Origin of the sequence: Streptomyces sp. NPDC091371, from assembly GCF_040684275.1 — a bacterium.
GTDB lineage: Bacteria > Actinomycetota > Actinomycetes > Streptomycetales > Streptomycetaceae > Streptomyces.
Genome location: NZ_JBFBFP010000002.1, coordinates 254,592 through 275,246 on the forward strand (window position 1 = coordinate 254,592; position 20,655 = coordinate 275,246).

Annotated in this window: 21 protein-coding genes and 1 pseudogene; 13 read left to right on the forward strand and 9 right to left on the reverse strand. The window is 71.1% G+C overall.

Annotated elements, in window-relative coordinates; translation table 11 throughout:
• Positions 1-233: 233 nt before the first annotated feature.
• A pseudogene (locus AB0O21_RS04030) lies at positions 234-994 on the forward strand (IS200/IS605 family accessory protein TnpB-related protein); the annotation flags it as partial.
• Positions 995-1,016: 22 nt separating this feature from the next.
• Here AB0O21_RS04030 and mce read toward each other — a convergent pair.
• Positions 1,017-1,460, reverse strand: coding sequence for a methylmalonyl-CoA epimerase (gene mce / locus AB0O21_RS04035; RefSeq protein WP_365165888.1), 444 nt, complete (start codon positions 1,458-1,460; stop codon positions 1,017-1,019).
• A gap of 137 nt (positions 1,461-1,597) precedes the next feature.
• Between mce and AB0O21_RS04040 the strand changes: the two genes are divergently transcribed.
• Complete coding sequence (locus AB0O21_RS04040) at positions 1,598-2,800, forward strand: acetyl-CoA C-acetyltransferase (RefSeq protein ID WP_365165891.1); 1,203 nt, start codon at positions 1,598-1,600, stop codon at positions 2,798-2,800.
• A 58-nt stretch (positions 2,801-2,858) separates the two neighbouring features.
• Positions 2,859-3,821 carry a methylmalonyl Co-A mutase-associated GTPase MeaB gene (gene meaB, locus AB0O21_RS04045; RefSeq protein WP_365165893.1) on the forward strand — a complete coding sequence of 321 codons (963 nt, stop codon included), beginning with the start codon at positions 2,859-2,861 and terminating at the stop codon, positions 3,819-3,821.
• A 100-nt stretch (positions 3,822-3,921) separates the two neighbouring features.
• On the opposite strand, the gene AB0O21_RS04050 is transcribed toward meaB, so the two are convergent.
• From AB0O21_RS04050 to AB0O21_RS04065, 4 genes are all read right to left on the reverse strand, one after another.
• Positions 3,922-4,398 (reverse strand): MarR family transcriptional regulator, encoded by a 477-nt coding sequence (locus AB0O21_RS04050; RefSeq protein ID WP_365166379.1) that lies wholly within the window; start codon positions 4,396-4,398, stop codon positions 3,922-3,924.
• Between the two features lie 70 nt (positions 4,399-4,468).
• Positions 4,469-5,227 carry an AIM24 family protein gene (locus tag AB0O21_RS04055; RefSeq protein ID WP_365166382.1) on the reverse strand — a complete coding sequence of 253 codons (759 nt, stop codon included), beginning with the start codon at positions 5,225-5,227 and terminating at the stop codon, positions 4,469-4,471.
• A gap of 107 nt (positions 5,228-5,334) precedes the next feature.
• Positions 5,335-5,985, reverse strand: a complete 651-nt coding sequence (locus tag AB0O21_RS04060; protein WP_365165895.1) for an AIM24 family protein — start codon at positions 5,983-5,985, stop codon at positions 5,335-5,337.
• A complete protein-coding gene (locus AB0O21_RS04065) occupies positions 5,985-6,623 on the reverse strand; it encodes an AIM24 family protein (protein WP_365165897.1) in 639 nt (212 codons plus the stop codon). Before AB0O21_RS04065 ends, AB0O21_RS04060 begins: the two co-directional genes overlap by 1 nt.
• Positions 6,624-6,802: 179 nt before the next feature.
• Between AB0O21_RS04065 and AB0O21_RS04070 the strand changes: the two genes are divergently transcribed.
• Positions 6,803-7,147, forward strand: coding sequence for a DUF3817 domain-containing protein (locus AB0O21_RS04070; RefSeq protein WP_365165899.1), 345 nt, complete (start codon positions 6,803-6,805; stop codon positions 7,145-7,147).
• Positions 7,144-7,440 carry an MTH1187 family thiamine-binding protein gene (locus AB0O21_RS04075; protein WP_365165902.1) on the forward strand — a complete coding sequence of 99 codons (297 nt, stop codon included), beginning with the start codon at positions 7,144-7,146 and terminating at the stop codon, positions 7,438-7,440. The genes AB0O21_RS04070 and AB0O21_RS04075 overlap by 4 nt, the downstream gene beginning before the upstream one ends.
• 110 nt (positions 7,441-7,550) lie before the next feature.
• Here the strand turns inward: AB0O21_RS04075 and AB0O21_RS04080 are convergent, their stop codons facing one another.
• Together AB0O21_RS04080 and AB0O21_RS04085 are read right to left on the reverse strand one after the other, a co-directional pair.
• Positions 7,551-8,582 carry a glycoside hydrolase family 6 protein gene (locus tag AB0O21_RS04080; RefSeq protein WP_365165905.1) on the reverse strand — a complete coding sequence of 344 codons (1,032 nt, stop codon included), beginning with the start codon at positions 8,580-8,582 and terminating at the stop codon, positions 7,551-7,553.
• Between the two features lie 63 nt (positions 8,583-8,645).
• Entirely contained in the window at positions 8,646-9,647 is a 1,002-nt protein-coding gene (locus AB0O21_RS04085; RefSeq protein WP_365165907.1) for a DUF5937 family protein, read from the reverse strand.
• Between the two features lie 414 nt (positions 9,648-10,061).
• On the opposite strand from AB0O21_RS04085, the gene AB0O21_RS04090 reads away from it, so the two are divergent.
• The 4 genes from AB0O21_RS04090 to AB0O21_RS04105 all read left to right on the forward strand — a co-directional run bounded on the left by AB0O21_RS04090 (position 10,062) and on the right by AB0O21_RS04105 (position 13,983).
• Positions 10,062-11,303, forward strand: a complete 1,242-nt coding sequence (locus AB0O21_RS04090) for an MFS transporter (RefSeq protein ID WP_365165910.1) — start codon at positions 10,062-10,064, stop codon at positions 11,301-11,303.
• Positions 11,304-11,324: 21 nt separating this feature from the next.
• On the forward strand, positions 11,325-11,834 hold the full coding sequence (locus AB0O21_RS04095; protein WP_365165913.1) for a MarR family transcriptional regulator: 510 nt from the start codon (positions 11,325-11,327) through the stop codon (positions 11,832-11,834).
• A 43-nt stretch (positions 11,835-11,877) separates the two neighbouring features.
• A complete protein-coding gene (locus tag AB0O21_RS04100; RefSeq protein WP_365165915.1) occupies positions 11,878-12,207 on the forward strand; it encodes a DUF3817 domain-containing protein in 330 nt (109 codons plus the stop codon).
• A 75-nt stretch (positions 12,208-12,282) separates the two neighbouring features.
• Complete coding sequence (locus tag AB0O21_RS04105; protein WP_365165918.1) at positions 12,283-13,983, forward strand: methylmalonyl-CoA mutase family protein; 1,701 nt, start codon at positions 12,283-12,285, stop codon at positions 13,981-13,983.
• 47 nt (positions 13,984-14,030) lie between these two features.
• Here the strand turns inward: AB0O21_RS04105 and AB0O21_RS04110 are convergent, their stop codons facing one another.
• Positions 14,031-14,678 carry a TetR/AcrR family transcriptional regulator gene (locus AB0O21_RS04110; RefSeq protein WP_365165920.1) on the reverse strand — a complete coding sequence of 216 codons (648 nt, stop codon included), beginning with the start codon at positions 14,676-14,678 and terminating at the stop codon, positions 14,031-14,033.
• Positions 14,679-14,904: 226 nt separating this feature from the next.
• Between AB0O21_RS04110 and AB0O21_RS04115 the strand changes: the two genes are divergently transcribed.
• The 4 genes from AB0O21_RS04115 (at position 14,905) to AB0O21_RS04130 (ending at position 19,075) form a co-directional block, all read left to right on the forward strand.
• The gene (locus tag AB0O21_RS04115; RefSeq protein ID WP_365165923.1) at positions 14,905-15,903 is read left to right on the forward strand and encodes a tetratricopeptide repeat protein; all 999 of its coding nucleotides are present in this window, start codon (positions 14,905-14,907) and stop codon (positions 15,901-15,903) included.
• A gap of 594 nt (positions 15,904-16,497) precedes the next feature.
• Complete coding sequence (locus AB0O21_RS04120) at positions 16,498-17,136, forward strand: DUF6230 family protein (RefSeq protein WP_365165925.1); 639 nt, start codon at positions 16,498-16,500, stop codon at positions 17,134-17,136.
• 111 nt (positions 17,137-17,247) lie between these two features.
• On the forward strand, positions 17,248-17,826 hold the full coding sequence (locus AB0O21_RS04125) for a DUF6114 domain-containing protein (RefSeq protein ID WP_365165926.1): 579 nt from the start codon (positions 17,248-17,250) through the stop codon (positions 17,824-17,826).
• Positions 17,816-19,075, forward strand: a complete 1,260-nt coding sequence (locus tag AB0O21_RS04130; protein WP_365165928.1) for a hypothetical protein — start codon at positions 17,816-17,818, stop codon at positions 19,073-19,075. Before AB0O21_RS04125 ends, AB0O21_RS04130 begins: the two co-directional genes overlap by 11 nt.
• A gap of 97 nt (positions 19,076-19,172) precedes the next feature.
• Here AB0O21_RS04130 and pyk read toward each other — a convergent pair whose 3' ends face one another.
• On the reverse strand, positions 19,173-20,603 hold the full coding sequence (gene pyk, locus AB0O21_RS04135) for a pyruvate kinase (protein ID WP_365165930.1): 1,431 nt from the start codon (positions 20,601-20,603) through the stop codon (positions 19,173-19,175).
• Positions 20,604-20,655: the final 52 nt, after the last annotated feature.

Here is a 20,655-nt window from a genome sequence, read left to right on the forward strand (position 1 = left end):
CCCCCGGGGAATGGTGTCAGATACCGGGGCAGAGCTCACAGGCCCCGACCCCGTCTCCGCACCGAACCCCGGCCGAGCCATGGCCACTCTACCGGCCGGGGAATGGCGGCATCAGTGCGCTCTCGCGGGGATCCCCGAAGCTGACCTCGTGGCAATTCCCTCTTCGGGTCCACGGCGCGACGATTTGCGGTGTTCGAATACATGTGTCGGGATCGCAGCGTCCCGTCGCCGACGTGAAGCTCGTGGTACAGGTCAGGCTGTTGCCGACGGCGGCGCAGGAGCCGGCGCTCGCAGCGACCTTGCGCGCCTGCAACGAAGCGGCCCCGTGGGTGAGCGAGGTGGCCGTCGAGCGGGCCGCGTACCGGAATTTCGACCTGCGCAAGCACGCCTACGTCGAGATCAAGACCCGGTGGGGACTGGGGGCGCAGGCCGCCCAGCATGTGATCAAGAAGACCTGCGGCGCCTATGCGACGCTGAGGGCGAATCTACGGGCCGGTCATCTCGGCCCGCCCGGGTCGAAGCGCTACCGCCAGGCCTCGGAGAAGCCGATCGCGTTCCGGGGGGCGGCGGCTCAGCCGTATGACGACAGAATGCTGTCTTGGCAGGTGGATGCACAGACGATCTCGATCTGGACCACCCGCGGACGGATGAAGGAACCAAGTCCGCCAAGCGTCGCGCCCAGCGCAGACGCCGTAAGGAGGCCCGGCGTACCCGGGACGTCAACCACAAGATCGCCAAACGCATCGCGGCCGAGGCTGCACGCACCGGGCGCGGGATCGGTCTGGAGAACCTGACCGGCATCCGTGAACGGGTACGGCTCAGGAAGCCCCAACGGGCCGCGTTGCACAGCTGGGCTTTCGCTCAGCTTGGAGAGTTCATCGCCTACAAGGCCCGCCGGGCGGGGGTGCCCGTCGTGTACGTCGACCCGGCGTACACCTCCCGCACCTGCGCCGAATGCGGCCACATCGAAAAGGCGAACCGGGCCTCCCAGGCCCGGTTGCCGTAACGCAAGCCCATTACTGATGGGCGGTTGACTGGTCGGGGTTGGAGGTGACGAGCTCGGTCAGGACGCCGTGGCAGTCCTTGGGGTGCAGGAAGGTGATCGAGGAGCCCATGGAGCCGGTGCGGGGCTGGTCGTAGAGGACGCGGACGCCCTTGCCGCGGATGGCCTCCGAGTCGCCCTGGACGTCCTCGGTGCCGAAGGCGATGTGGTGGACGCCCTCGCCGTTCTTGGCCAGCCACTTGCCCACCGCGGAGTCCTCGCGGGTGGGCTCCAGGAGCTGGAGGTAGGAGGCGCCGCCGTCGGAGGTCTCGTTGATCTTCAGCATGGCCTCGCGGACACCCTGCTCCTCGTTGACCTCGGAGTGGAACACCTCGAAGCCGTACGTGGCACGGTAGAACTCGACGGTCTTGTCCAGGTCGAAGCAGGCGATCCCGATGTGGTCGATTCTTGTCAGCATGGGACCAGTGCACCGCCGAGGAGGGTGGTGACGCAACGTGCCAGCGATCACACCGAATGCCCGGTGACGGCGCGGGTACCGCTCAGTACATTCGGGTAAACCCTCGTTCACTCCTCATCTTCAAGGGGCTGTGCCTCATGTCCGGAACGAACAACACCACGTCAGTGATCGTCGCCGGGGCCCGCACGCCCATGGGGCGGCTGCTCGGCTCGCTGAAGTCCTTCTCGGGTGCCGACCTCGGCGGCTTCGCCATCAAGTCCGCGCTGGAGCGGGCCGGGATCTCCGGCGACCAGGTCCAGTACGTGATCATGGGCCAGGTGCTCCAGGCCGGCGCCGGCCAGATCCCCGCCCGCCAGGCCGCGGTCAAGGCCGGCATCCCGATGAACGTCCCGGCGCTCACCATCAACAAGGTGTGTCTGTCGGGCCTCGACGCGATCGCGCTCGCCGACCAGCTGATCCGCGCGGGCGAGTTCGACATCGTGGTCGCCGGCGGCCAGGAGTCCATGACGAACGCCCCGCACCTGCTGCCCAAGTCGCGCGAGGGCTTCAAGTACGGCGCCATCGAGATGCTCGACGCGATGGCCTACGACGGCCTCACCGACGCCTTCGAGAACATCGCGATGGGCGAGTCCACCGAGAAGCACAACACCCGCCTGGGCATCGAGCGCGCCCCGCAGGACGAGTTCGCCGTGGCCTCCCACCAGCGGGCCGCCGCCGCGCAGAAGAACGGCGTCTTCGATGCCGAGATCACCCCGGTCCAGATCCCGCAGCGCAAGGGCGACCCGGTCGTCTTCTCGCACGACGAGGGCATCCGCCCCGAGACCACCGTCGAGTCCCTCGGCAAGCTGCGCCCGGCCTTCGCGAAGGACGGCACCATCACCGCCGGCACCTCCTCGCAGATCAGCGACGGCGCGGCCGCCGTCGTCGTGATGAGCAAGGCCAAGGCCGAGGAGCTGGGCCTGGAGTGGCTCGCCGAGATCGGCGCCCACGGCAACGTGGCCGGTCCCGACAACTCCCTGCAGTCGCAGCCGTCCAACGCGATCCTGCACGCCCTGAAGAAGGAGGGCCTGGAGGTCGGCGACCTGGACCTCATCGAGATCAACGAGGCCTTCGCGGCCGTCGCCGTGCAGTCAATGAAGGACCTCGGCGTCGACCCGGAAATGGTGAACGTCAACGGCGGCGCCATCGCGCTGGGTCACCCGATCGGCATGTCCGGCGCCCGCGTGGTGCTGCACCTCGCGCTGGAGCTGGGGCGCCGCGGCGGCGGGGTCGGCGCGGCCGCGCTGTGCGGTGGCGGCGGTCAGGGCGACGCGCTGATCGTGCGCGTGCCGCAGGCCTGACGGCCGGTACCAGGCCCGTACCCGTAGCCCTACCAGAACCCCGAGGAGCGCAGCACGTATGACGGCGGTGGACGTCCCCCAGCTCGTGGCCCAGGCCCGTGAGGGCAGGCCGAGAGCGGTGGCCCGGCTGATCTCGCTGGTCGAGGGGGCGTCCCCGCAGCTGCGGGAGGTGATGGCCGCCCTGGCCCCGCTGACGGGCGGGGCGTACGTGGTGGGGCTGACGGGGTCGCCGGGCGTCGGCAAGTCGACGTCGACCTCGGCGCTGGTGTCCGCGTACCGCAAGGCCGGGAAGCGGGTCGGCGTGCTCGCCGTCGACCCGTCCTCGCCCTTCTCGGGCGGGGCGCTGCTCGGCGACCGGGTGCGGATGTCGGACCACGCCTCGGACCCGGGCGTGTACATCAGGTCCATGGCCACCCGGGGGCACCTGGGCGGCCTGGCCTGGGCCGCGCCGCAGGCGATCCGGGTGCTGGACGCGGCCGGCTGCGAGGTGATCCTGGTCGAGACGGTCGGGGTCGGGCAGTCGGAGGTGGAGATCGCCTCGCAGGCCGACACCTCGGTGGTGCTGCTGGCCCCCGGGATGGGCGACGGGATCCAGGCCGCGAAGGCGGGGATCCTGGAGATCGGCGACGTGTACGTGGTGAACAAGGCCGACCGGGACGGGGCGGACGCCACGGCGCGGGAGCTGAACCACATGCTGGGGCTGGGGGAGGCGCGGGGCCGCGAGGACTGGCGGCCGCCGATCGTGAAGACCGTCGCCGCGCGGGGAGAGGGCGTCGACGAGCTCGTCGAGGCGCTGGAGAAGCACCGGGCGTGGATGGACGAGCGGGGGGTGCTGGGGCAGCGGCGCGCTGCTCGTGCCGCCCGTGAGGTGGAGACGATCGCCGTGACGGCGCTGCGGGCGAGGATGGCCGATCTGCACGGCGACGCGCACTTGGACGCGCTGGCCGGGCGGGTCGCCGCGGGCGAGCTGGACCCGTACGCCGCCGCCGACGCCTTGCTGGCGACGCTGACGGAGGGCTGAGGCGCGGGGCACCCTCAGCCTCGCCGGCGAGGCTGGATTTGCCCGGCGGGGCTGGGTGTGCCCCCGCGGGGCTGGGTGTGGCCCCGCGGGGGCGTAGGCGTCAGGCCTTGCCGCGGGTGTCGCGGAGGTGGTCGGCCACCGGGGTGAGGGAGGCGCGCAGGGCTGCCAGGTCCTCCGGGGCCAGCATGTCGATGAAGTGCCGGCGGACCGATGCCACGTGGTGCGGGGCGACCTTGCGCATGGTCTCCAGGCCCTCGTCCGTGAGCACCGCGTACAGGCCGCGGCGGTCGGACTCGCAGTTCACGCGGACGACCAGGCCGGCCGCCTCCATGCGCGTGATCTGGTGGGAGAGACGGCTCTTGGACTGCAGGGTGGCGGTCGCGAGGTCGCTCATCCGCATCCGGTGGTCGTCCGACTCCGAGAGGTTCACGAGGATCTCGTAGTCGTTGTTCGTGAGTCCGAAGGGCTGGAGGTCCTTTTCCAGCTGGTGCATCAGCAGTCTGCTGACGTCCAGGTGGGTGCGCCAGGCGCACTGCTCGGCGTCCGTCAGCCAGCGTGTGGCGGTCTCGGTCTCCATGGTCTCCATGAGTGAACTCTACCTAAGAAGTTGAATTACGTACAAAAATCGGATGGGATGCCCGCCGCGGTCACAGGCCGAAGCGGCGCTGCAGATCCCCCAGCTGCCCCGGCATCCGCGGCACGCCGATCTGCCCCAGCGGACCCTGGCCGGCCCCCGGAACGCCCTGCGCCTGGCCCCCGGCCGCGCCGGCGCCGACCGCGCCGACCGCCTGCTCCGCCATCAGCATCTCCGAGGACTGCAGGAGCACGGTGCCCGCCCCGACGAACTCGAACTGGTGCTCCTCGCCCGAGGTGCCCCCGATGCCGGTGAGGGAGCGCAGGCCGCCCATGACCCCCGACATGTAGCCGTGGTCGTAGTGGTGGCACGGCGACGGGCAGTCCGCCCAGCCCACCAGTGCCTGCGGGTCCACGCGCAGCGGCGGCTCCATGAACACCACCGGGCCGTTGGACGCGGCCACGAACTTGCCCGTCCCGATCAGCGTCAGGAAGCCCGGGACGATCGACTGCTTGAGGGCGAGGGAGGGCTGGTAGGCCAGCAGGTTGCCGGACCGGATCGTCAGGTTCCCGTTGTCCAGGTCGTACGAGTTCACGTCGAAGGCCCGGTCGGCCAGCAGCATCTTGCCCTGGCCCTCGGCCACCACCCAGTCGCTGGCGTGCAGCGGCGAGTGGAAGCTGGTGCGCAGCAGGCGGTCGAAGCGGCCGTTGCCGATGCCGTTGAACTCGATGCTCCCGTAGTACGAGATCATCTTGCCCTTCTGCAGGAACCACTGGCTCCCCTTGAGCTCCACGCAGAAGGTGTACGGGTTCACGTTGTCGTCGGAGGGCAGGGTGTACGGGTCGAAGACCGTCGGGCCGCCGGGGCCTCCCGGCGGGGGGCCGAAACCGCCCTGGCCGGGTACCGGGGCCGGGCCGTATCCGGATGCGGGTCCGTAGCTCACAGTTTTTCCTCCGAGGCCTGTACGTACACCGCGCCCTGGCCGGACAGCTCCAGCTGGAACGCCTCTCCCGAACCGCGCCCCACCATGTCCCGCCAGCCGAGCGCGGTGGAGAGCTTGTTGCGGACGTCCCCGTGGTGGGCCACGTACGCCTGCGGGTCCACGTGGACCGGCCGGTTCGGGTGGATGGGCAGTTCGATGACCCCGCCGTGGGCCATCACGGCCACCGAGCCGTGGCCCTTGAGGGTGGTGGTGAACAGGCCCTGGCCGGTGACCTGGCCGCGGACCATGCCCATGACCCCGCCCTGCGAGCCCATGAACATCGTGCCCTGCTGGAGGGTGCCGTCGAAGGCGAGCAGCCGGTCGGCCTCGACGTAGAGGGTCTCGCCGGTCAGGTTGATCACCTGGATGTGGTGGCCGCCGTGGCCGAACATCACGGTGCCGCTGCCCTCGACCGACATCAGCGGGGTCTGCTCGTTCGCCACGCGGCGCCCGATCATGCCCATCACGCCGCCCTGACCGCCGGTGATGCTCGGGGTGAAGGAGACGTCGCCGCGGTACGCGAGCATCGCGCCGCGCTGGCTGTACATCTTCTGGCCCGGGACCACCTGGGCCTCGACCATCTTCGAGTTGATCTCGCGGAACGGCATCAGATGTCGCCGCCGATCGTGTTGCGCTCGCTGGGCTGTACGTACACCAGGCCCTCGCCCTCGAAGCGGATCTGGAACGACTCGCCGGAGCCCTCGCCGATCAGCGTGCGGAAGTTCACACCCGACTGGAAGGACTGCGAGAGGTTGCCGGTGTGCGCGATGTACGCCCCCGGGTCCACGGAGAGGGGGTACTGGGCGCTCACGCGCAGCACCACCGCCGGGCCGTCGGACATGATCGCCGCCTGCCCCGAACCCTCGACGGTCGTGGTGAACAGGCCGTTGCCCGTCGTCGCGCCGCGCAGGCCGGTGAAGGTCGTGCCGGTGCGCAGGCCGGCGTCGGTGCACAGCAGGTTGCTGGACTCCACGTAGAGCTTCTCGCCGCGCAGATTGACCAGATTGATCTCACTCGCGCGGTCCGCGAAGAAGCAGGTGCCGTGCCCCTGCACCTCCATCACGGTCATCTGTTCGCCGGTCAGCCGGCGCGTCACCATGCCGCGCAGGCCTTCGCCGCCGCCGGTCATCTTCTTGAAGGCCATCTGACCGTCGTACGCGACCATGGAGCCGTTCTTCGCTTTCACGGCATCCCCGGTCAGGTCGACGGCGAGCACCTTGCTGCCTTGGAGTCGGAACTGAGCCACGGGATGACGTTATCGGCAGGGGGCGGAGCCGAACAGGGCCCGGTGGCCGATATACGCCACACCCGCGCGGTGCAACCGCGCGCGAGCTCGCGCCGTCCTGGGGCCGGGGGCCGAGTCAAGATCCCGCAAAGCGGCTGAGACACTGGGACGGACCCTGGCCTCCACCCCGAAGGTTCCCCGTGGACATCAAGACCGCCTCCGCCCTGCACCGGCTGCGCCTCATCTCCGTCCCGGAGGCGCTGTCGTTCCCGGCCCTGCTGATCTTCGGCTCGCTGCTGAGCCGGATCTCGGACATCGACTACCTGATGATGCCGCTCGGCGTCCTCCACGGGATCCTGTTCGTGATCTACGCGGTCTTCCTGCTGGACGTCTGGAACAAGGCGAAGTGGCCGGTCAAGAAGGTCGCCCTGTTCTTCGTGCTCGCGCTGCTGCCCTTCGGCGGCCTGTACGGCGACAAGCTCCTCAAGCGGGACGAGGCCGACAGCGTGCTGGCCGCCCGCGCGCGTGAGGCGGCCGGCGCATGATCGTCGCGTTCTCCGTGACCCCGCTCGGGGTCGGCGAAGAGGTCGGCGAGTACGTGGCCGACGCGGTGCGGGTGGTCCGCGAGTCGGGCCTGCCGAACCGCACCGACGCCATGTTCACCACCGTCGAGGGCGAGTGGGACGAGGTCATGGACGTGGTCCGGCGCGCGGTGGCCGCCGTGGAGGAGCGGGCACCGCGGGTCTCGTTCATCCTGAAGGCCGACATCCGCCCCGGGGTCTCGGACGGGATCACGTCGAAGGTGGAGACGGTCGAACGGCACCTCGCCGAGGGCTAGGCCCTGCCGTGTCGCGTGCGCGGGCCGCGTAGTGGGGCCCGGGCTGCGCCCGGGCTGCCTGGGGCTCCGCCCCGGGCCCCGCGCCTCAAACGCCGGCGGGGCTGAAGGGGTTACTCCCTCGCGCGGCGGGCCAGCCCCAGGGCGTAGTCCGGCCACCAGGTGCCGGCCGCCGGGCCGCCGCGGCAGGTCCCGTCGGACTCGCCCGGCCGCTTCACCCACAGGTACGCGTCCACGAGCGGGTCGCCCGTGCGGTCGGTCGGCGCCGGGCCGAGGGAGCGGCCCGGCGGATTGCACCGGGCCTGCACGCGGTCGCCGGACAGCGGGCCGTCGCCGTTGCGGCTGGTGTCGATGACGAAGTGCTTTCCCCCGGCGGCCTTGGAGATCTTGGCGCCGTAGGCGCGGGCGGCCGCCTCGGGCTGGAAGCCGGAGACGTTGAGGGCGAAGCCGTCGGCGCGCTCCAGGCCCGCCTTGTAGAGGGGCTGCACGAGGTCCATCGGGTCGCGGATCCAGGCCGGATCGCCCGCGTCCAGATAGACCTTGGTGTTCCGGTTCCGCTTGAGCCGGTCGACGGCCTCGGAGAGCAGCCGGTAGCGCTCGGCGTGGTGCTCCGCGCGCGTGCAACCGTCGACGACGTGCGCGACGGCGCCCGGCTCCAGGACGACGACGGCCTTCTGGCCGGCGATGCCGTCGGCGAAGGCACCGATCCAACCGCGGTACGCGCGGGCGTCCTTGGCCCCGCCTGCGGCCGAGTCCCGGCCGCAGCCGCGGTACGGGATGTTGTGGGCGGTCAGCACCATCGTCCGCCCGGCGGCCCTGGACCCCGCCGCGGCCCGGCGGATCCCGGGGCCGGGGTCGTCACCCGCCGCCCACAGAGCCATCGGCCGGTCCGCGATCCTGCGCAGTACCTGGGCGTCGCTGTGGCGGCCCGCCGCCTCCCAGGCGGCGACCTGCCGGGCGGCCGCGCTCTGCGGGTCGACCCAGAAGGGGGATTCGGAGCTCTCGGCGGCTCCGGCGGCCCCGGCGGTGGCGGCCGGGGTGCCCGGCTCGGCCGACGGCCCGTCGGAGCAGGCCGGGGCGGCCGCGAGGAGCAGGAGGAGGCCGAGGACGGTCGGGAGGCGGCGTCGTGGAGCTGCGGGGGGCATCCGGCTTCCTCGGGACGAAGGGTCGGGGAGGGGCGGGGGAGCGGGATCATCGTGACATAACGGTCAGTGGTCGTCCCCGTACGACACCGAGGTCAGGGCGATGGCCAACGGGGTGCGCTCGTACAGCACCTGGTGGCCGTGGCGGGCGGAGGTGAGCAGCCCGGCCGCGTGCAGGACGGTCAGGTGCGCCGAGACGGAGGACGGGGCCAGGCCGAGCCGGCGGGCCAGGGCGGTGGTCGAGGCCGGTTCGTCCAGCGCGCAGAGCACCTCGGCCCGGGCCCGGCCGAGCAGCCGGGCCAGCGCCTGCGGGGTGGGTCCGGCGGTGGCGGTCCACAGCGCGCCGATGCCCCGCGCCGGGTACACGAGCGTGGGCTGCCAGGGCGGGTCGTAGCCGCCGACCACGTCGGGCCAGCCGAACGCGCTCGGCATCAGCAGCAGGCCCTGGCCGCCGAGCGCGCGGTCGTGGTGGCCGGGCCGGTCGATCGTCAGCGTGTCGGTGTCCTCGTGCCACCGCAGGTCCGGATGCAGGCCGTCGAACAGGGCCTGGAGCCCGCCGGCCGCCAGGCGCCGGGAGTGGAACAGGATGTCGGCCTCCAGCAGGGCGCGCAGCCGGGGCCAGTCCGGGGCGACCAGCGTCTCCCAGGCCCGCTCCATCAGATCGGCCAGCTCCCGCACCGCCCGGGCGGGATCCGCGAGCAGGCGCTGCCCGATGTCGCTGTCCAGCGCCCCCGGAGTGCAGGCGAGGGAGCGTCGCAGGTCGTCGCGGACCAGGCCGGGATCGGCGGCCCGCACCCGGGCCAGCTCCTCCTCGAAGGTCACGGAGGGCCCCAGCGGCGAGGGGCTGAGGAAGTCGGGGTTGTGCCCGGCCCGCGGCATGAGCAGCCACAGCGGCCGCAGGTCCAGCCCCTCGGCCGCCGCGCGGACGCGGCGCAGCCAGGGCAGGTGGTACGCCTGGCGGTGCGGGCGCAGGAGGGTCCGGACCGCCTCTTGCGTCTCCCACCGGGGGGACACGGCGAACCGACACCGCAACAGGTCCCCGGGCCCGAACCGATAGTGGAACGCCACCCCTCACCCTCCTCCCGAGCCTGCGCCCGGGCCGCCTCCCGGGCTTGCGCCCCGGGCCTTCTCCCGGGCCTGCGCCCGCGCCTGCCGGGCTCCGCCGGGGGCAAACCCAGCCCCTCCGGCGTTTGAGCGGGGGGCACCTCCCAGCGGTAGCTGGGGGAGGGTCCGGGCGGAGCCCGGTGCCCGGCGGAGCCGGGTTTCCTGGGGCTCCGCCCCAGACCCCGCGCCTCAAACGCCGGCGAGGCTGGATCTGCCCCGGCGAGGCCGGATCTGCGGAGCTGGGTTGCCCCCCGGCGAGGCCGGCATTGCCCCAGGCGGAGCCGGAGGTAGCACCGGCCGGCGAGGCGGGGGGCGCGGGACATTCGGGTCAGGGCGAATCTCTACCCGGCCACCGTAGCCCCCGCCAAGCTGCGGGGCATGGCAACCGTCACCCCGGCCGCCCCGCGCGGCTACCGCTCCGTGTTCCGGATACGGGAGTTCCGGGCCGTCTTCGCCGCGCACCTGATGTCCGTGCTCGGCATCGTCGTCGCCGAGATCGCCCTCACCGTCCTCGTCTTCCGGGCCACAGGCTCGCCCCTGATGAGCGCGCTCACCTTCGCCCTCGGCTTCCTCCCGTACGCCCTCGGCGGCACCCTGCTCGCCCCGGTCGCCGACCGGCACCCCGCCCGGCGGGTGCTCGTCGGGTGCGACCTGCTCTGTGCGGCCGCCGCCGCGGCGATGGCCGTACCCGGCACGCCCGTCGCGGTGCTCCTCGTACTGCGCTGCGCCATGGCCTTCGTCGCGCCGCTGTTCCAGGGCACGCGCAACGCCTCCCTCGCCGACGTCCTCGGCTCCGGCGAGGTCTTCGTACTCGGCCGCTCGCTCCTGCGGATGGTCGCCCAGAGCGCCCTGCTCCTCGGCTTCGGGCTCGGCGGCGTCCTGCTCACCGTCCTCGCACCGCGCGGCGCCATCGCGCTCACCGCCGCCGGATTCCTCGCCTCCGCCCTGCTGCTGCGGTACGGAACGGCACTGCGGCCGGCCCGCGCGAGCGCCCGCACCTCCCCGCTCGCCGGAGCCCGCGCCGTGTTCGCGAACCGCCGGCTGCGGGCGCTCACCCTCCTCTTCTGGGTGCCGCCGATCTTCGTCGTCGTACCCGAGGCGCTGCTCGCCCCCTACGCGGCCGGCCTCGGCGCCGGCACCGCCGTCCTCGGCCTGCTGATGTGCGCCATGCCCGTCGGCACCATCGCGGGGGAACTCTGGGCCGGCTCCGCGCTCACCGCCCGAACGCGTTCCCGGATCGTGGCCCCGCTCGCCGCCGCCGGCCTGCTGCCGCTGCTCCTCTACGGGGTCCGGCCGGGCGTGGCCGTCACCCTCCTCGCCCTGCTGCTCGTCGGCCTCGCCCACGCCCACACCCTCGGGCTCGACCAGTGGTACGTCGAAGCCGTCCCCGAAGAACTGCGCGGCCGCGCGATGACCCTGCTCAGCACCGGCCTGATGACCCTTCAGGGCGTCGGCATGGCGCTGGCCGGCCTCGCCGCCGAGTTCCTGCCCGTGCACGAGGTCGTCACCGCGGCCGGACTCCTCGGCACGGTGGCCGTCCTGCTGCTCCTGGCCGAACTGCGCCGCTGCGCCCGGCAGCCGGAAGGGCCGAGGAGTGAGACGGGGGTGGTCACCAAATGACCGCCCGGTAGGGTCGGGTGCGTGCCCAAGCCGCTCAGCCTTCCCTTCGACCCCATCGCCCGCGCCGACGAACTCTGGCAGCAGCGCTGGGGGCCGGTGCCCTCGATGGCCGCCATCACCTCGATCATGCGGGCGCACCAGATCCTCCTCGGCGAGGTCGACGCGGTGGTCAAGCCGTACGGACTGACCTTCGCCCGCTACGAGGCGCTGGTGCTGCTCACCTTCTCCAAGGCCGGCGAACTGCCGATGTCGAAGATCGGCGAGCGGCTCATGGTCCACCCGACGTCGGTGACGAACACCGTGGACCGGCTGGTGCGCTCCGGACTGGTCGACAAGCGGCCCAACCCCAACGACGGGCGCGGCACGCTCGCCTCGATCACCGACAAGGGCCGCGAGGTCGTCGAGGCCGCCACCCGGGACCTGATGGAGATCGACTTCGGCCTCGGCGTGTACGACTCGGAGGAGTGCGCGGAGATCTTCGCCCTCCTGCGCCCCCTGCGCGTGGCCGCCGCGGACTTCGAGGAGAAGTAGCCCCCGTCAAGATCGAGCAAAACGGACGGTTACGCTCGACGGCATGAAACGAAGCGTGCTGACCCGCTACCGCGTCATGGCCTATGTGACCGCGGTCATGCTCCTGATCCTCTGTGCCTGCATGGTGGCGAAGTACGGCTTCGACACCGGCGCCGACCTGACCTTCGCGGTCTCGCAGGCCCACGGTCTCCTCTTCATGATCTACCTGGTCTTCGCCTTCGACCTGGGCTCCAAGGCCAAGTGGCCCTTCGGCAAGCTCCTGTGGGTGCTCGCGTCGGGCACCATCCCGCTGGCCGCGTTCTTCGTCGAGCGCAAGGTCCGCGCCGAGGTCGAGCCGCTGGTGGTCGGCGCTCCCGCCGCCGCGAACGCGTAGCGCACAAACCCCGGGGAGAGACTCTCCGGGGTTGCCCATCGACATTTACTAGGACGTCCTAGTAAATTCGTGGGTATGGACGCTGACGCCATCGAGGAGGGCCGCCGCCGCTGGCAGGCCCGTTACGACAAGGCCCGCAAGCGCGAGGCCGATTTCACGACGCTCTCCGGAGATGACGTCGACCCCGTCTACGGGCCCCGGCCCGGGGACTCGTACGAGGGATTCGAGCGCATCGGGTGGCCGGGGGAGTACCCCTACACCCGGGGCCTGCACGCCACCGGCTACCGCGGCCGGACCTGGACGATCCGGCAGTTCGCCGGCTTCGGCAACGCCGAGCAGACCAACGAGCGCTACAAGATGATCCTGGCCGCCGGCGGCGGCGGGCTCTCCGTGGCCTTCGACATGCCGACCCTCATGGGGCGCGACTCCGACGACCCGCGCTCGCTGGGCGAGGTCGGGCACTGCGGGGTCGCCATCGACTCCGCCGCCGACATGGAGGTCCTGTTCAAGGACATCCCGCTCGGCGACGTGACGACCTCCATGACGATCTCCGGCCCCGCCGTGCCCGCCTTCTGCATGTACCTGGTCGCCGCCGAGCGGCAGGGCGTGGACCCGGCCGTGCTCAACGGCACGCTCCAGACCGACATCTTCAAGGAGTACATCGCCCAGAAGGAGTGGCTCTTCGAACCGGAGCCGCACCTGCGCCTCATCGGCGACCTGATGGAGTACTGCACCAAGGGCATCCCCGCCTACAAGCCGCTCTCCGTCTCCGGCTACCACATCCGCGAGGCCGGGGCCACGGCCGCGCAGGAGCTCGCGTACACCCTGGCGGACGGCTTCGGCTATGTGGAGCTCGGGCTCTCGCGCGGCATGGACGTGGACGACTTCGCGCCCGGCCTCTCCTTCTTCTTCGACGCGCACCTCGACTTCTTCGAGGAGATCGCCAAGTTCCGCGCCGCCCGCCGGATCTGGGCGCGCTGGATGAAGGAGGTGTACGGGGCCAAGAGCGACAAGTCGATGTGGCTGCGCTTCCACACCCAGACCGCCGGTGTCTCGCTCACCGCGCAGCAGCCGTACAACAACGTCGTGCGCACCGCAGTGGAGGCCCTCGCGGCCGTGCTCGGCGGCACGAACTCCCTGCACACCAACGCCCTCGACGAGACCCTCGCGCTGCCGAGCGAGCAGGCGGCGGAGATCGCCCTGCGCACCCAGCAGGTGCTGATGGAGGAGACCGGCGTCGCCAACGTCGCCGACCCGCTCGGCGGCTCCTGGTTCGTCGAGCAGCTCACCGACCGCATCGAGGCCGACGCCGAGAAGATCTTCGACCAGATCAAGGAGCGCGGCCTGCGCGCCCACCCCGACGGCCGGCACCCCATCGGGCCGATCACCTCGGGCATCCTGCGGGGCATCGAGGACGGCTGGTTCACCGGGGAGATCGCCGAGTCGGCCTTCCAGTACCAGCGGTCGCTGGAGAAGGGCGACAAGCGGGTCGTCGGCGTCAACGTCCACCACGGCTCGGTCACCGGGGACCTGGAGATCCTCCGGGTCAGCCACGAGGTGGAGTGGGAGCAGGTCCGGGCGCTCGGCGCGCGCAAGGAGCGCCGGGACGACGCGAAGGTGGGGGCCGCGCTGGAGGCCATGCTGGCCGCCGCCCGCGACGGGTCGAACATGATCCCCGCCATGCTGGACGCGGTGCGTGCCGAGGCCACGATGGGCGAGATCTGCAACGTGCTCCGCGAGGAGTGGGGCACGTACACGGAGCCGCCGGGCTTCTAGCGGCCGCCGCGCCGTTGCCGGGGGCTCCGCCCCCGGACCCCCGCGCCTCAAACGCCGGCGAGGCTGGATTCTCCAGCCCCGCCGGCGTTCGGGCCGCGCAGGCCGTGCATCAGGAGGGTCGTGAACATGCCGACCCACAGTTCGTCCACCGGTTCCGAGCTGACCAGCGCACGGTGCACGACCGTGCCCGCGATCACGTCGAAGATCAGGTCCGTGGTGTGGCCGGCGACCTCGCCCTCCTCGTGCGGGAGTTCGCCGCGGGCCTGGGCCCGTTCGCGGCCCAGTACGACGAGACGTTTCTGCCGGTCCACGATGGCCGACCGGATCCGGTCACGCAGGGCGTCGTCCCGGGTGGACTCGGCGACGACCGCCATCAGGGCCGTCCGGGCCTCCGGGCGCCGCAGCAGGCCCGCGAACTGGAGCACCACGTATTCGATGTCGGCTTCCAGGGAGCCCCGGTCCGGCAGTTCGAGGGAGTCGAAGAGCTCGGCCACCGCGTCCACGACCAGCTCGTTCTTGCCCGCCCAGCGCCGGTAGAGGGTGGTCTTGGCGACGCCGGCCCGGGCCGAGACGTCGCCCATCGTCAGCTTCGACCAGCCCAGATCGACCAGCGCGTCCCGCGTGGCGGCAAGGATCGCCGCGTCCGCTGCGGCGCTGCGGGGGCGGCCGGTTCGGCCGGGGCTGGGGTTGCGCATGGCCGAGACCATACCCGCCAGTAGCGGAATGATCGGGTCCCGAAGGGCTGTGGTTCAGATCACGGGGCGCCGAGAGGCAGCGAGGAGTTACGCTACGGCTCGTAGCGTAAGAGCGACAACCACGCGAAGGGCTACAGGCGCCAGGTGGGGACCCGGCGCCGACCTGCAACAGGCCAATTCACGCGATCTTTTTCGTCGGTGCGCGCATACGGGGGAGGATGTACGCATGCAGCCCAGAAACATGTCCATGAGCGGCGTCGTCGACCTCGCCGCGGTGAAGGCGGCCGGCGAGGCCAAGGCCAAGGCCGAGCAGGCCCGCGCCGAAGCGGCCCGCCAGGCGGGCCAGGGCGGCGGGAGCGGCCCGGCCGCCGGCGCCGTGCCGCCGTCCGCGCTCGTCATCGACGTCGACGAGGCCGGGTTCGAACGCGATGTGCTCCAGCTCTCCGCAGAGGTTCCGGTCGTCCTGGACTTCTGGGCCGAGTGGTGCGAGCCGTGCAAGCAGCTCAGCCCCCTCCTGGAGCGGCTGATCGTCCAGGCGAACGGCCGCCTCGTGCTGGCCAAGGTCGACGTCGACGCCAACCAGATGCTGATGCAGCAGTTCGGCATCCAGGGCATCCCGGCCGTCTTCGCCGTGGTCGCCGGCCAGGTGCTGCCGCTGTTCCAGGGCGTGGCCCCCGAGCAGCAGATCCGCGAGACCCTCGCCCAGCTGGTCCAGGTCGCCGAGGAGCGCTTCGGGATCATCGGCATCGAGGTGGACCCGAACGCCGAGCAGGCCGCTCCGGTCGCCGAGGCCGAGGTCCCGGCCGGTCCGTACGACGCGCTGCTGGAGGCGGCCGTCGTCGCGCTGGACGCCGGGGATCTGGGCGGCGCGGTGCAGGCGTACAAGAACGTACTGGCGGACGACCCGGGCAACAGCGAGGCCAAGCTGGGCCTGGCCCAGGCCGAGCTCCTCGCCCGCGTGCAGGACATGAACCCGCAGGCGGTGCGCACCGCGGCCGCCGAGAACCCGCGCGACCCGGCGGCGCAGATCGCCGCGGCCGACCTCGACCTGGTCGGCGGTCACGTGGAGGACGCCTTCGGGCGCCTCGTGGACACCGTGCGGGTGACGTTCGGTGAGGACCGCGACGCCGTACGGCTGCGGCTGCTGGAGCTGTTCGAGGTCATCGGCGCGGACGACCCGCGGGTCACGGCGGCGCGCACGGCGCTGGCCCGGGTGCTGTTCTAGGGCGGGCCCGGCGCGGGCTCCGGACCGGCTCGAGAAGCCGACGATTTGTTGACAGAGAGATAAACAGCGGCCGCACTTTGCCAAAACTTGGCAATTGCGGCCGCTGTTACTCGTAGTAAGTCGAACCCTGTGAACTGTCCGGAGTGTTCGCTCTTCCGCCGTTCTGTCGTGGCCTCCGGTGACACCCTGTGTCGCCACCCGGCGGCAGTGGGTCGCACTCGGGTTATCAGGCCGTTACCCGCCAGTAACGAACCCCCTTGTGCCCCGGCCGGGAATGGACCACGATCGGCGACGCTCGGTCCTTCCCGCAGAGCCGCTCGCTCGGAGCCGCGGTGAAGGGTCCCCACCGAGTCGGCCGGTGGCAGTGGCACCGGCCGTTGGACAGGGGGGTCTCTGCCACACGGCGGGGCCTGTCCTCCAGGTTGCGCGAACGCGTGGCCCAGTGGTTGTCGCTCGGGGGTGATCGCCGGTGTTTGGGACGTGGCACTGCCGCGGCCCGGCCGCCTGCGCTCCTTCCCGAGGACGTAGCACTTCTCCCATCCCAGGACGGGCACGGCCCGGACCGGAGATGTACGTCCGAGAAGGAGGAACGAAATGAGTTCTCAGGTTCGTGGCGGGACCAGATGGAAGCGCTTCGCGCTCGTCATGGTGCCGAGCATCGCGGCCACGGCCGCGGTCGGTGTCGGTCTGGCGCAGGGTGCCCTCGCGGCGTCCTTCAGCGTCTCCGGCCAGGACTTCAAGGTCTCGGCCGACAAGCTCGACGGTGACAACCTGATCCAGTACGGCGGCATTGCCGAGGGGCACGACCTCAAGGGCAACGTGCAGCACCACCCGGTCACCATCTCCGGGTTCAGCCACGCCGAGATCACCAACATGTGCCAGTCGCTGGTGACCCCGACTCCGCTGGGCAACATCACGCTGCAGCTGCGCACCGGCCACAAGGGCAAGCCGGCCGTCGCCGACAACATCTACCTGGATGTTGCCGAGCTCGACACCGACGCCGAGTTCAAGAACCTGGACATCGGTGTCGCGGTCGGCGACGCGAGCCACAAGACCAAGCCGCAGGCCGGCACGGTCGCCAGCCCGTACGCGTTCTCGCAGCGCGCCGACAAGGCGATCCTGACGAACGTGCGCCAGAAGGCGTGGGCGACCACGGCGGGCACGTTCAAGCTTCCCGACCTGAAGCTGCGCCTGCTCGGCGGCGACCAGCCGTGCTACCAGGACGAGAAGTAATCGTTCCCGGTTGAGCGACCGGAGGGGCGGACGGCGGCGGCAGCCGTCGCCGGCCGCTCCGTCCGGGCTCCACAGATTCTCCGTACCACCGTTTCCAGGGAGCTGTTGTCCATGAACCCCCAGGCCCCGGTTTACGTTCGCGCCGAAGACGACGCCTGGCTCACCGTGGCGTACTACTACTTCCACGCCTGGACCGGCAGTCGTCCGTTCTGGGCGGGGCTGTTCACGCTCGTCAGCGGCTTCCCGATCGCGTACTTCCCGTACGCCGACCTCCGCCTGGGCAACATCAGCCTCGCGATGGCCACCACGGGTGGCGCCGGCGCGCTGATCATCGGCATCCTGCTGATCACGCTGGGCCTGGCCCTGTGGTTCCAGCAGGCCATCCGCGTCTTCGCCGGAGTGGCCGCGATCCTGCTGGCCCTGGTGTCGATCCCGGTGTCCAACCTGGGCGGCTTCGGCCTGGGCTTCATCCCCGCCATGATCGGCGGCGCCCTCGCGCTGTCGTGGTCCCCGGGCCGCCCGGCGGAAGAGGAGCCGGTGGACCCGCGGGCCGCAGGCCGGGTCGACATGGCCAAGGCGGAGCCGATGGAGGCCCCCCAGGGCTTCCCGGGACAGCGCGAGATGGAAACGCCGGCACACGCGAGCGAGACGACTGCCCACGCCGATGGCGGGAGGAACAGTGCGGGGTGACGAGACGCAGCGGGGCGTGGCCCCAGGCGCAGAGTCCCGTGAGATTAGGGGTCCGCGGCACGCGGCCCCCAGGAAGTCGCTGCTGAACAAGCTCCAGATACCCGTCGGCAAGACGATGGCGCTGGCGGCGATGCCGACGGCTGTGTTCGTCGGGATGGGGATGGCGCCCAAGCTGGCCGTGGCCGACGACAAGGACATCCCCTTCGCGCCCGGTCCGTGCGTGACACGGTCCGACGAGCCCGCGGAGTCCGAGTCGAAGTCGCCGTCGCCCTCGAAGTCGCCTTCGCCGACCCCGTCGGCCACGACGAGCCCTTCGCCGTCCCCTTCCTCGTCGGCGAAGCCGAAGCCGAGCGGGACGGAGACCCCGGCCCCGACGGCGAGCAAGTCCACGGCCGACAAGCAGGCCGCCCCCGCGGCCGCGGCGCCCACGCCGACCAAGAGCACCAACCCGCTGGACCCGCTGGGCGTCGGAGACGCGCTCAAGGGCCTCGTCGACGGGATCACCAAGCCGCTGACGGGTCCGGCGCCCGCGCCCACGCAGTCCACGACCCCGGCGAAGCCCGAGACCAAGCCCCCGACGACGGGCACGGACCCGGCAGCGGACGCCATCCGCGGCGCGGCGAAGACGGCGGGCGTCACGGTCGAGGAGCTGTCCGACGAGGTCAAGGACACCGCCAAGAACCCGAAGGACGAGACGGGCGGAGCGGCCGGCGAGGACGAGACCAAGGACGAGGCGGAGAAGGACGCGGACGGGAAGGAACCCTTCCCGTGCCCGACCTACGACGCCCAGGCCCTGGCCGACGCCGAGCTGGAGCAGGACATCCCGCTCCTGCCGGACGAGCCCTGGTACCTCGACAGCTCGCTGCTGACCCTCTACGGCCTGGACTACCACGGCATCGTCGAGGTGAAGACGGCCGGCGGCAAGACCAAGAAGGTCCTGAAGTTCACCGCGGACTCGCTGGACATCAAGGACCTGTACCAGACGGTCGGCAAGGACGGGAACGTCGCCCACCTGAAGTCGCGTCCGGGCTCCACGTCCAAGATCCGCGGCGGCACGGTGACGATGTACACCGAGAGCCTCAAGGGCAACCTCTTCGGTCTGATCCCGATCGAGTTCACCCCGAACAGCCCGCCGCCGCTGAACGTCCCGTTCGCGTTCTTCACGAACGTCAAGGTCGTCCAGGCCGGCCAGTTCGGCGGCACCCTGACGGTTCCCGGCCTGAAGAACTACATCGGCCCGCCGGAGTAGCAGGACATGAGAAAGCGCCGAGGGCGGCACCCCGATCCGATCGGGGTGCCGCCCTCGGCCTCTGTGCGGCAGAGTCGTGCGGTGCGGAGCTGCGACCTCAGTCGCGGGCGCCGCTGCCCAGGTGGTGGACCCGGACCATGTTGGTGGTGCCGGGGACGCCGGGGGGCGAGCCGGCGGTGATGACCATGGTGTCGCCCTCGTTGTAGCGGTTGAGCTTGAGCAGCTCGCCGTCCACCAGGTCGACCATCGCGTCGGTGTTGTTCACGTGCGGAACGATGTAGGACTCGACGCCCCAGCTCAGGGTGAGCTGGTTGCGGGTGTGCGGGTCGGTGGTGAAGGCCAGGATCGGCTGCGTGGCGCGGTAGCGCGACAGCCGGCGGGCCGTGTCACCGGACTGGGTGAAGGCGATCAGGGCCCGGCCGCCGAGGAAGTCCGCGATCTCGCAGGCCGCGCGGGCGACGGCGCCGCCCTGGGTGCGGGGCTTCTTGCCCGGGACCAGCGGCTGCAGGCCCTTGGCGAGGAGCTCCTCCTCGGCCGCCGCGACGATCTTCGACATCGTCTTGACGGTCTCGATCGGGTAGGCGCCCACCGAGGACTCGGCGGACAGCATGACCGCGTCCGCGCCGTCGAGGATCGCGTTCGCGACGTCGGAGGCCTCCGCGCGGGTCGGGCGGGAGTTGGTGATCATCGACTCCATCATCTGGGTCGCGACGATCACCGGCTTGGCGTTGCGGCGGCACATCTCGATGAGCCGCTTCTGGACCATCGGGACCTTCTCGAGCGGGTACTCGACGGCCAGGTCGCCACGGGCCACCATGACCGCGTCGAAGGCGTCGACCACGGCCGCCATGTTCTCGACGGCCTGCGGCTTCTCCACCTTGGCGATGACGGGGACCCGGCGGCCCTCCTCGTCCATGACCTTGTGGACGTCCTTGACGTCGTTGGCGTCGCGGACGAAGGACAGGGCGACCATGTCGCAGCCCATCCGCAGGGCGAAGCGGAGGTCGTCGACGTCCTTCTCCGACAGCGCGGGGACGTTGACGGCGGCACCCGGCAGGTTGATGCCCTTGTGGTCCGAGATGACACCGCCCTCGATGACGATGGTCTTGACCCGGGGGCCGTCGACCTCGGTCACGCGGAGCTCGACGTTGCCGTCGTTGATCAGGACCTGGTCACCCTTGGCGACGTCGCCGGGCAGGCCCTTGTAGGTGGTGCCGCAGATGGACTTGTCGCCCGGGACGTCCTCGGTGGTGATGGTGAACTCGTCACCGCGCACCAGCTCGACGGGACCCTCGGCGAAGGTCTCCAGACGGATCTTCGGGCCCTGGAGGTCGGCGAGGACGCCGACGGCGCGCCCGGTGTCCTCGGAGACCTTCCGGACGCGGTCGTACCGCTCCTGGTGTTCTGCCTGGGATCCGTGGCTGAAGTTGAATCGGGCCACGTTCATGCCTGCCTCGATGAGTGCTTTCAGCTGCTCATACGAGTCGACGGCGGGGCCCAGCGTGCAGACGATTTTGGAACGGCGCATGGAGCGGATCCTATCGGTTTGTTTCGTAGCGGAATATTCCGTCTGGCGGAAA

Bases quoted from the DNA above. Each gene is read 5' to 3' on its own strand.
- mce (WP_365165888.1), bottom strand. From the start codon at position 1,460: ATGCTGACAAGAATCGACCACATCGGGATCGCCTGCTTCGACCTGGAC.
- AB0O21_RS04040 (WP_365165891.1), top strand. From the start codon at position 1,598: ATGTCCGGAACGAACAACACCACGTCAGTGATCGTCGCCGGGGCCCGC.
- meaB (WP_365165893.1), top strand. From the start codon at position 2,859: ATGACGGCGGTGGACGTCCCCCAGCTCGTGGCCCAGGCCCGTGAGGGC.
- AB0O21_RS04050 (WP_365166379.1), bottom strand. From the start codon at position 4,398: ATGGAGACCGAGACCGCCACACGCTGGCTGACGGACGCCGAGCAGTGC.
- AB0O21_RS04060 (WP_365165895.1), bottom strand. From the start codon at position 5,985: ATGCCGTTCCGCGAGATCAACTCGAAGATGGTCGAGGCCCAGGTGGTC.
- AB0O21_RS04075 (WP_365165902.1), top strand. From the start codon at position 7,144: ATGATCGTCGCGTTCTCCGTGACCCCGCTCGGGGTCGGCGAAGAGGTC.
- AB0O21_RS04080 (WP_365165905.1), bottom strand. From the start codon at position 8,582: ATGCCCCCCGCAGCTCCACGACGCCGCCTCCCGACCGTCCTCGGCCTC.
- AB0O21_RS04090 (WP_365165910.1), top strand. From the start codon at position 10,062: ATGGCAACCGTCACCCCGGCCGCCCCGCGCGGCTACCGCTCCGTGTTC.
- AB0O21_RS04100 (WP_365165915.1), top strand. From the start codon at position 11,878: ATGAAACGAAGCGTGCTGACCCGCTACCGCGTCATGGCCTATGTGACC.
- AB0O21_RS04105 (WP_365165918.1), top strand. From the start codon at position 12,283: ATGGACGCTGACGCCATCGAGGAGGGCCGCCGCCGCTGGCAGGCCCGT.
- AB0O21_RS04110 (WP_365165920.1), bottom strand. From the start codon at position 14,678: ATGCGCAACCCCAGCCCCGGCCGAACCGGCCGCCCCCGCAGCGCCGCA.
- AB0O21_RS04115 (WP_365165923.1), top strand. From the start codon at position 14,905: ATGCAGCCCAGAAACATGTCCATGAGCGGCGTCGTCGACCTCGCCGCG.
- AB0O21_RS04120 (WP_365165925.1), top strand. From the start codon at position 16,498: ATGAGTTCTCAGGTTCGTGGCGGGACCAGATGGAAGCGCTTCGCGCTC.
- AB0O21_RS04125 (WP_365165926.1), top strand. From the start codon at position 17,248: ATGAACCCCCAGGCCCCGGTTTACGTTCGCGCCGAAGACGACGCCTGG.
- pyk (WP_365165930.1), bottom strand. From the start codon at position 20,603: ATGCGCCGTTCCAAAATCGTCTGCACGCTGGGCCCCGCCGTCGACTCG.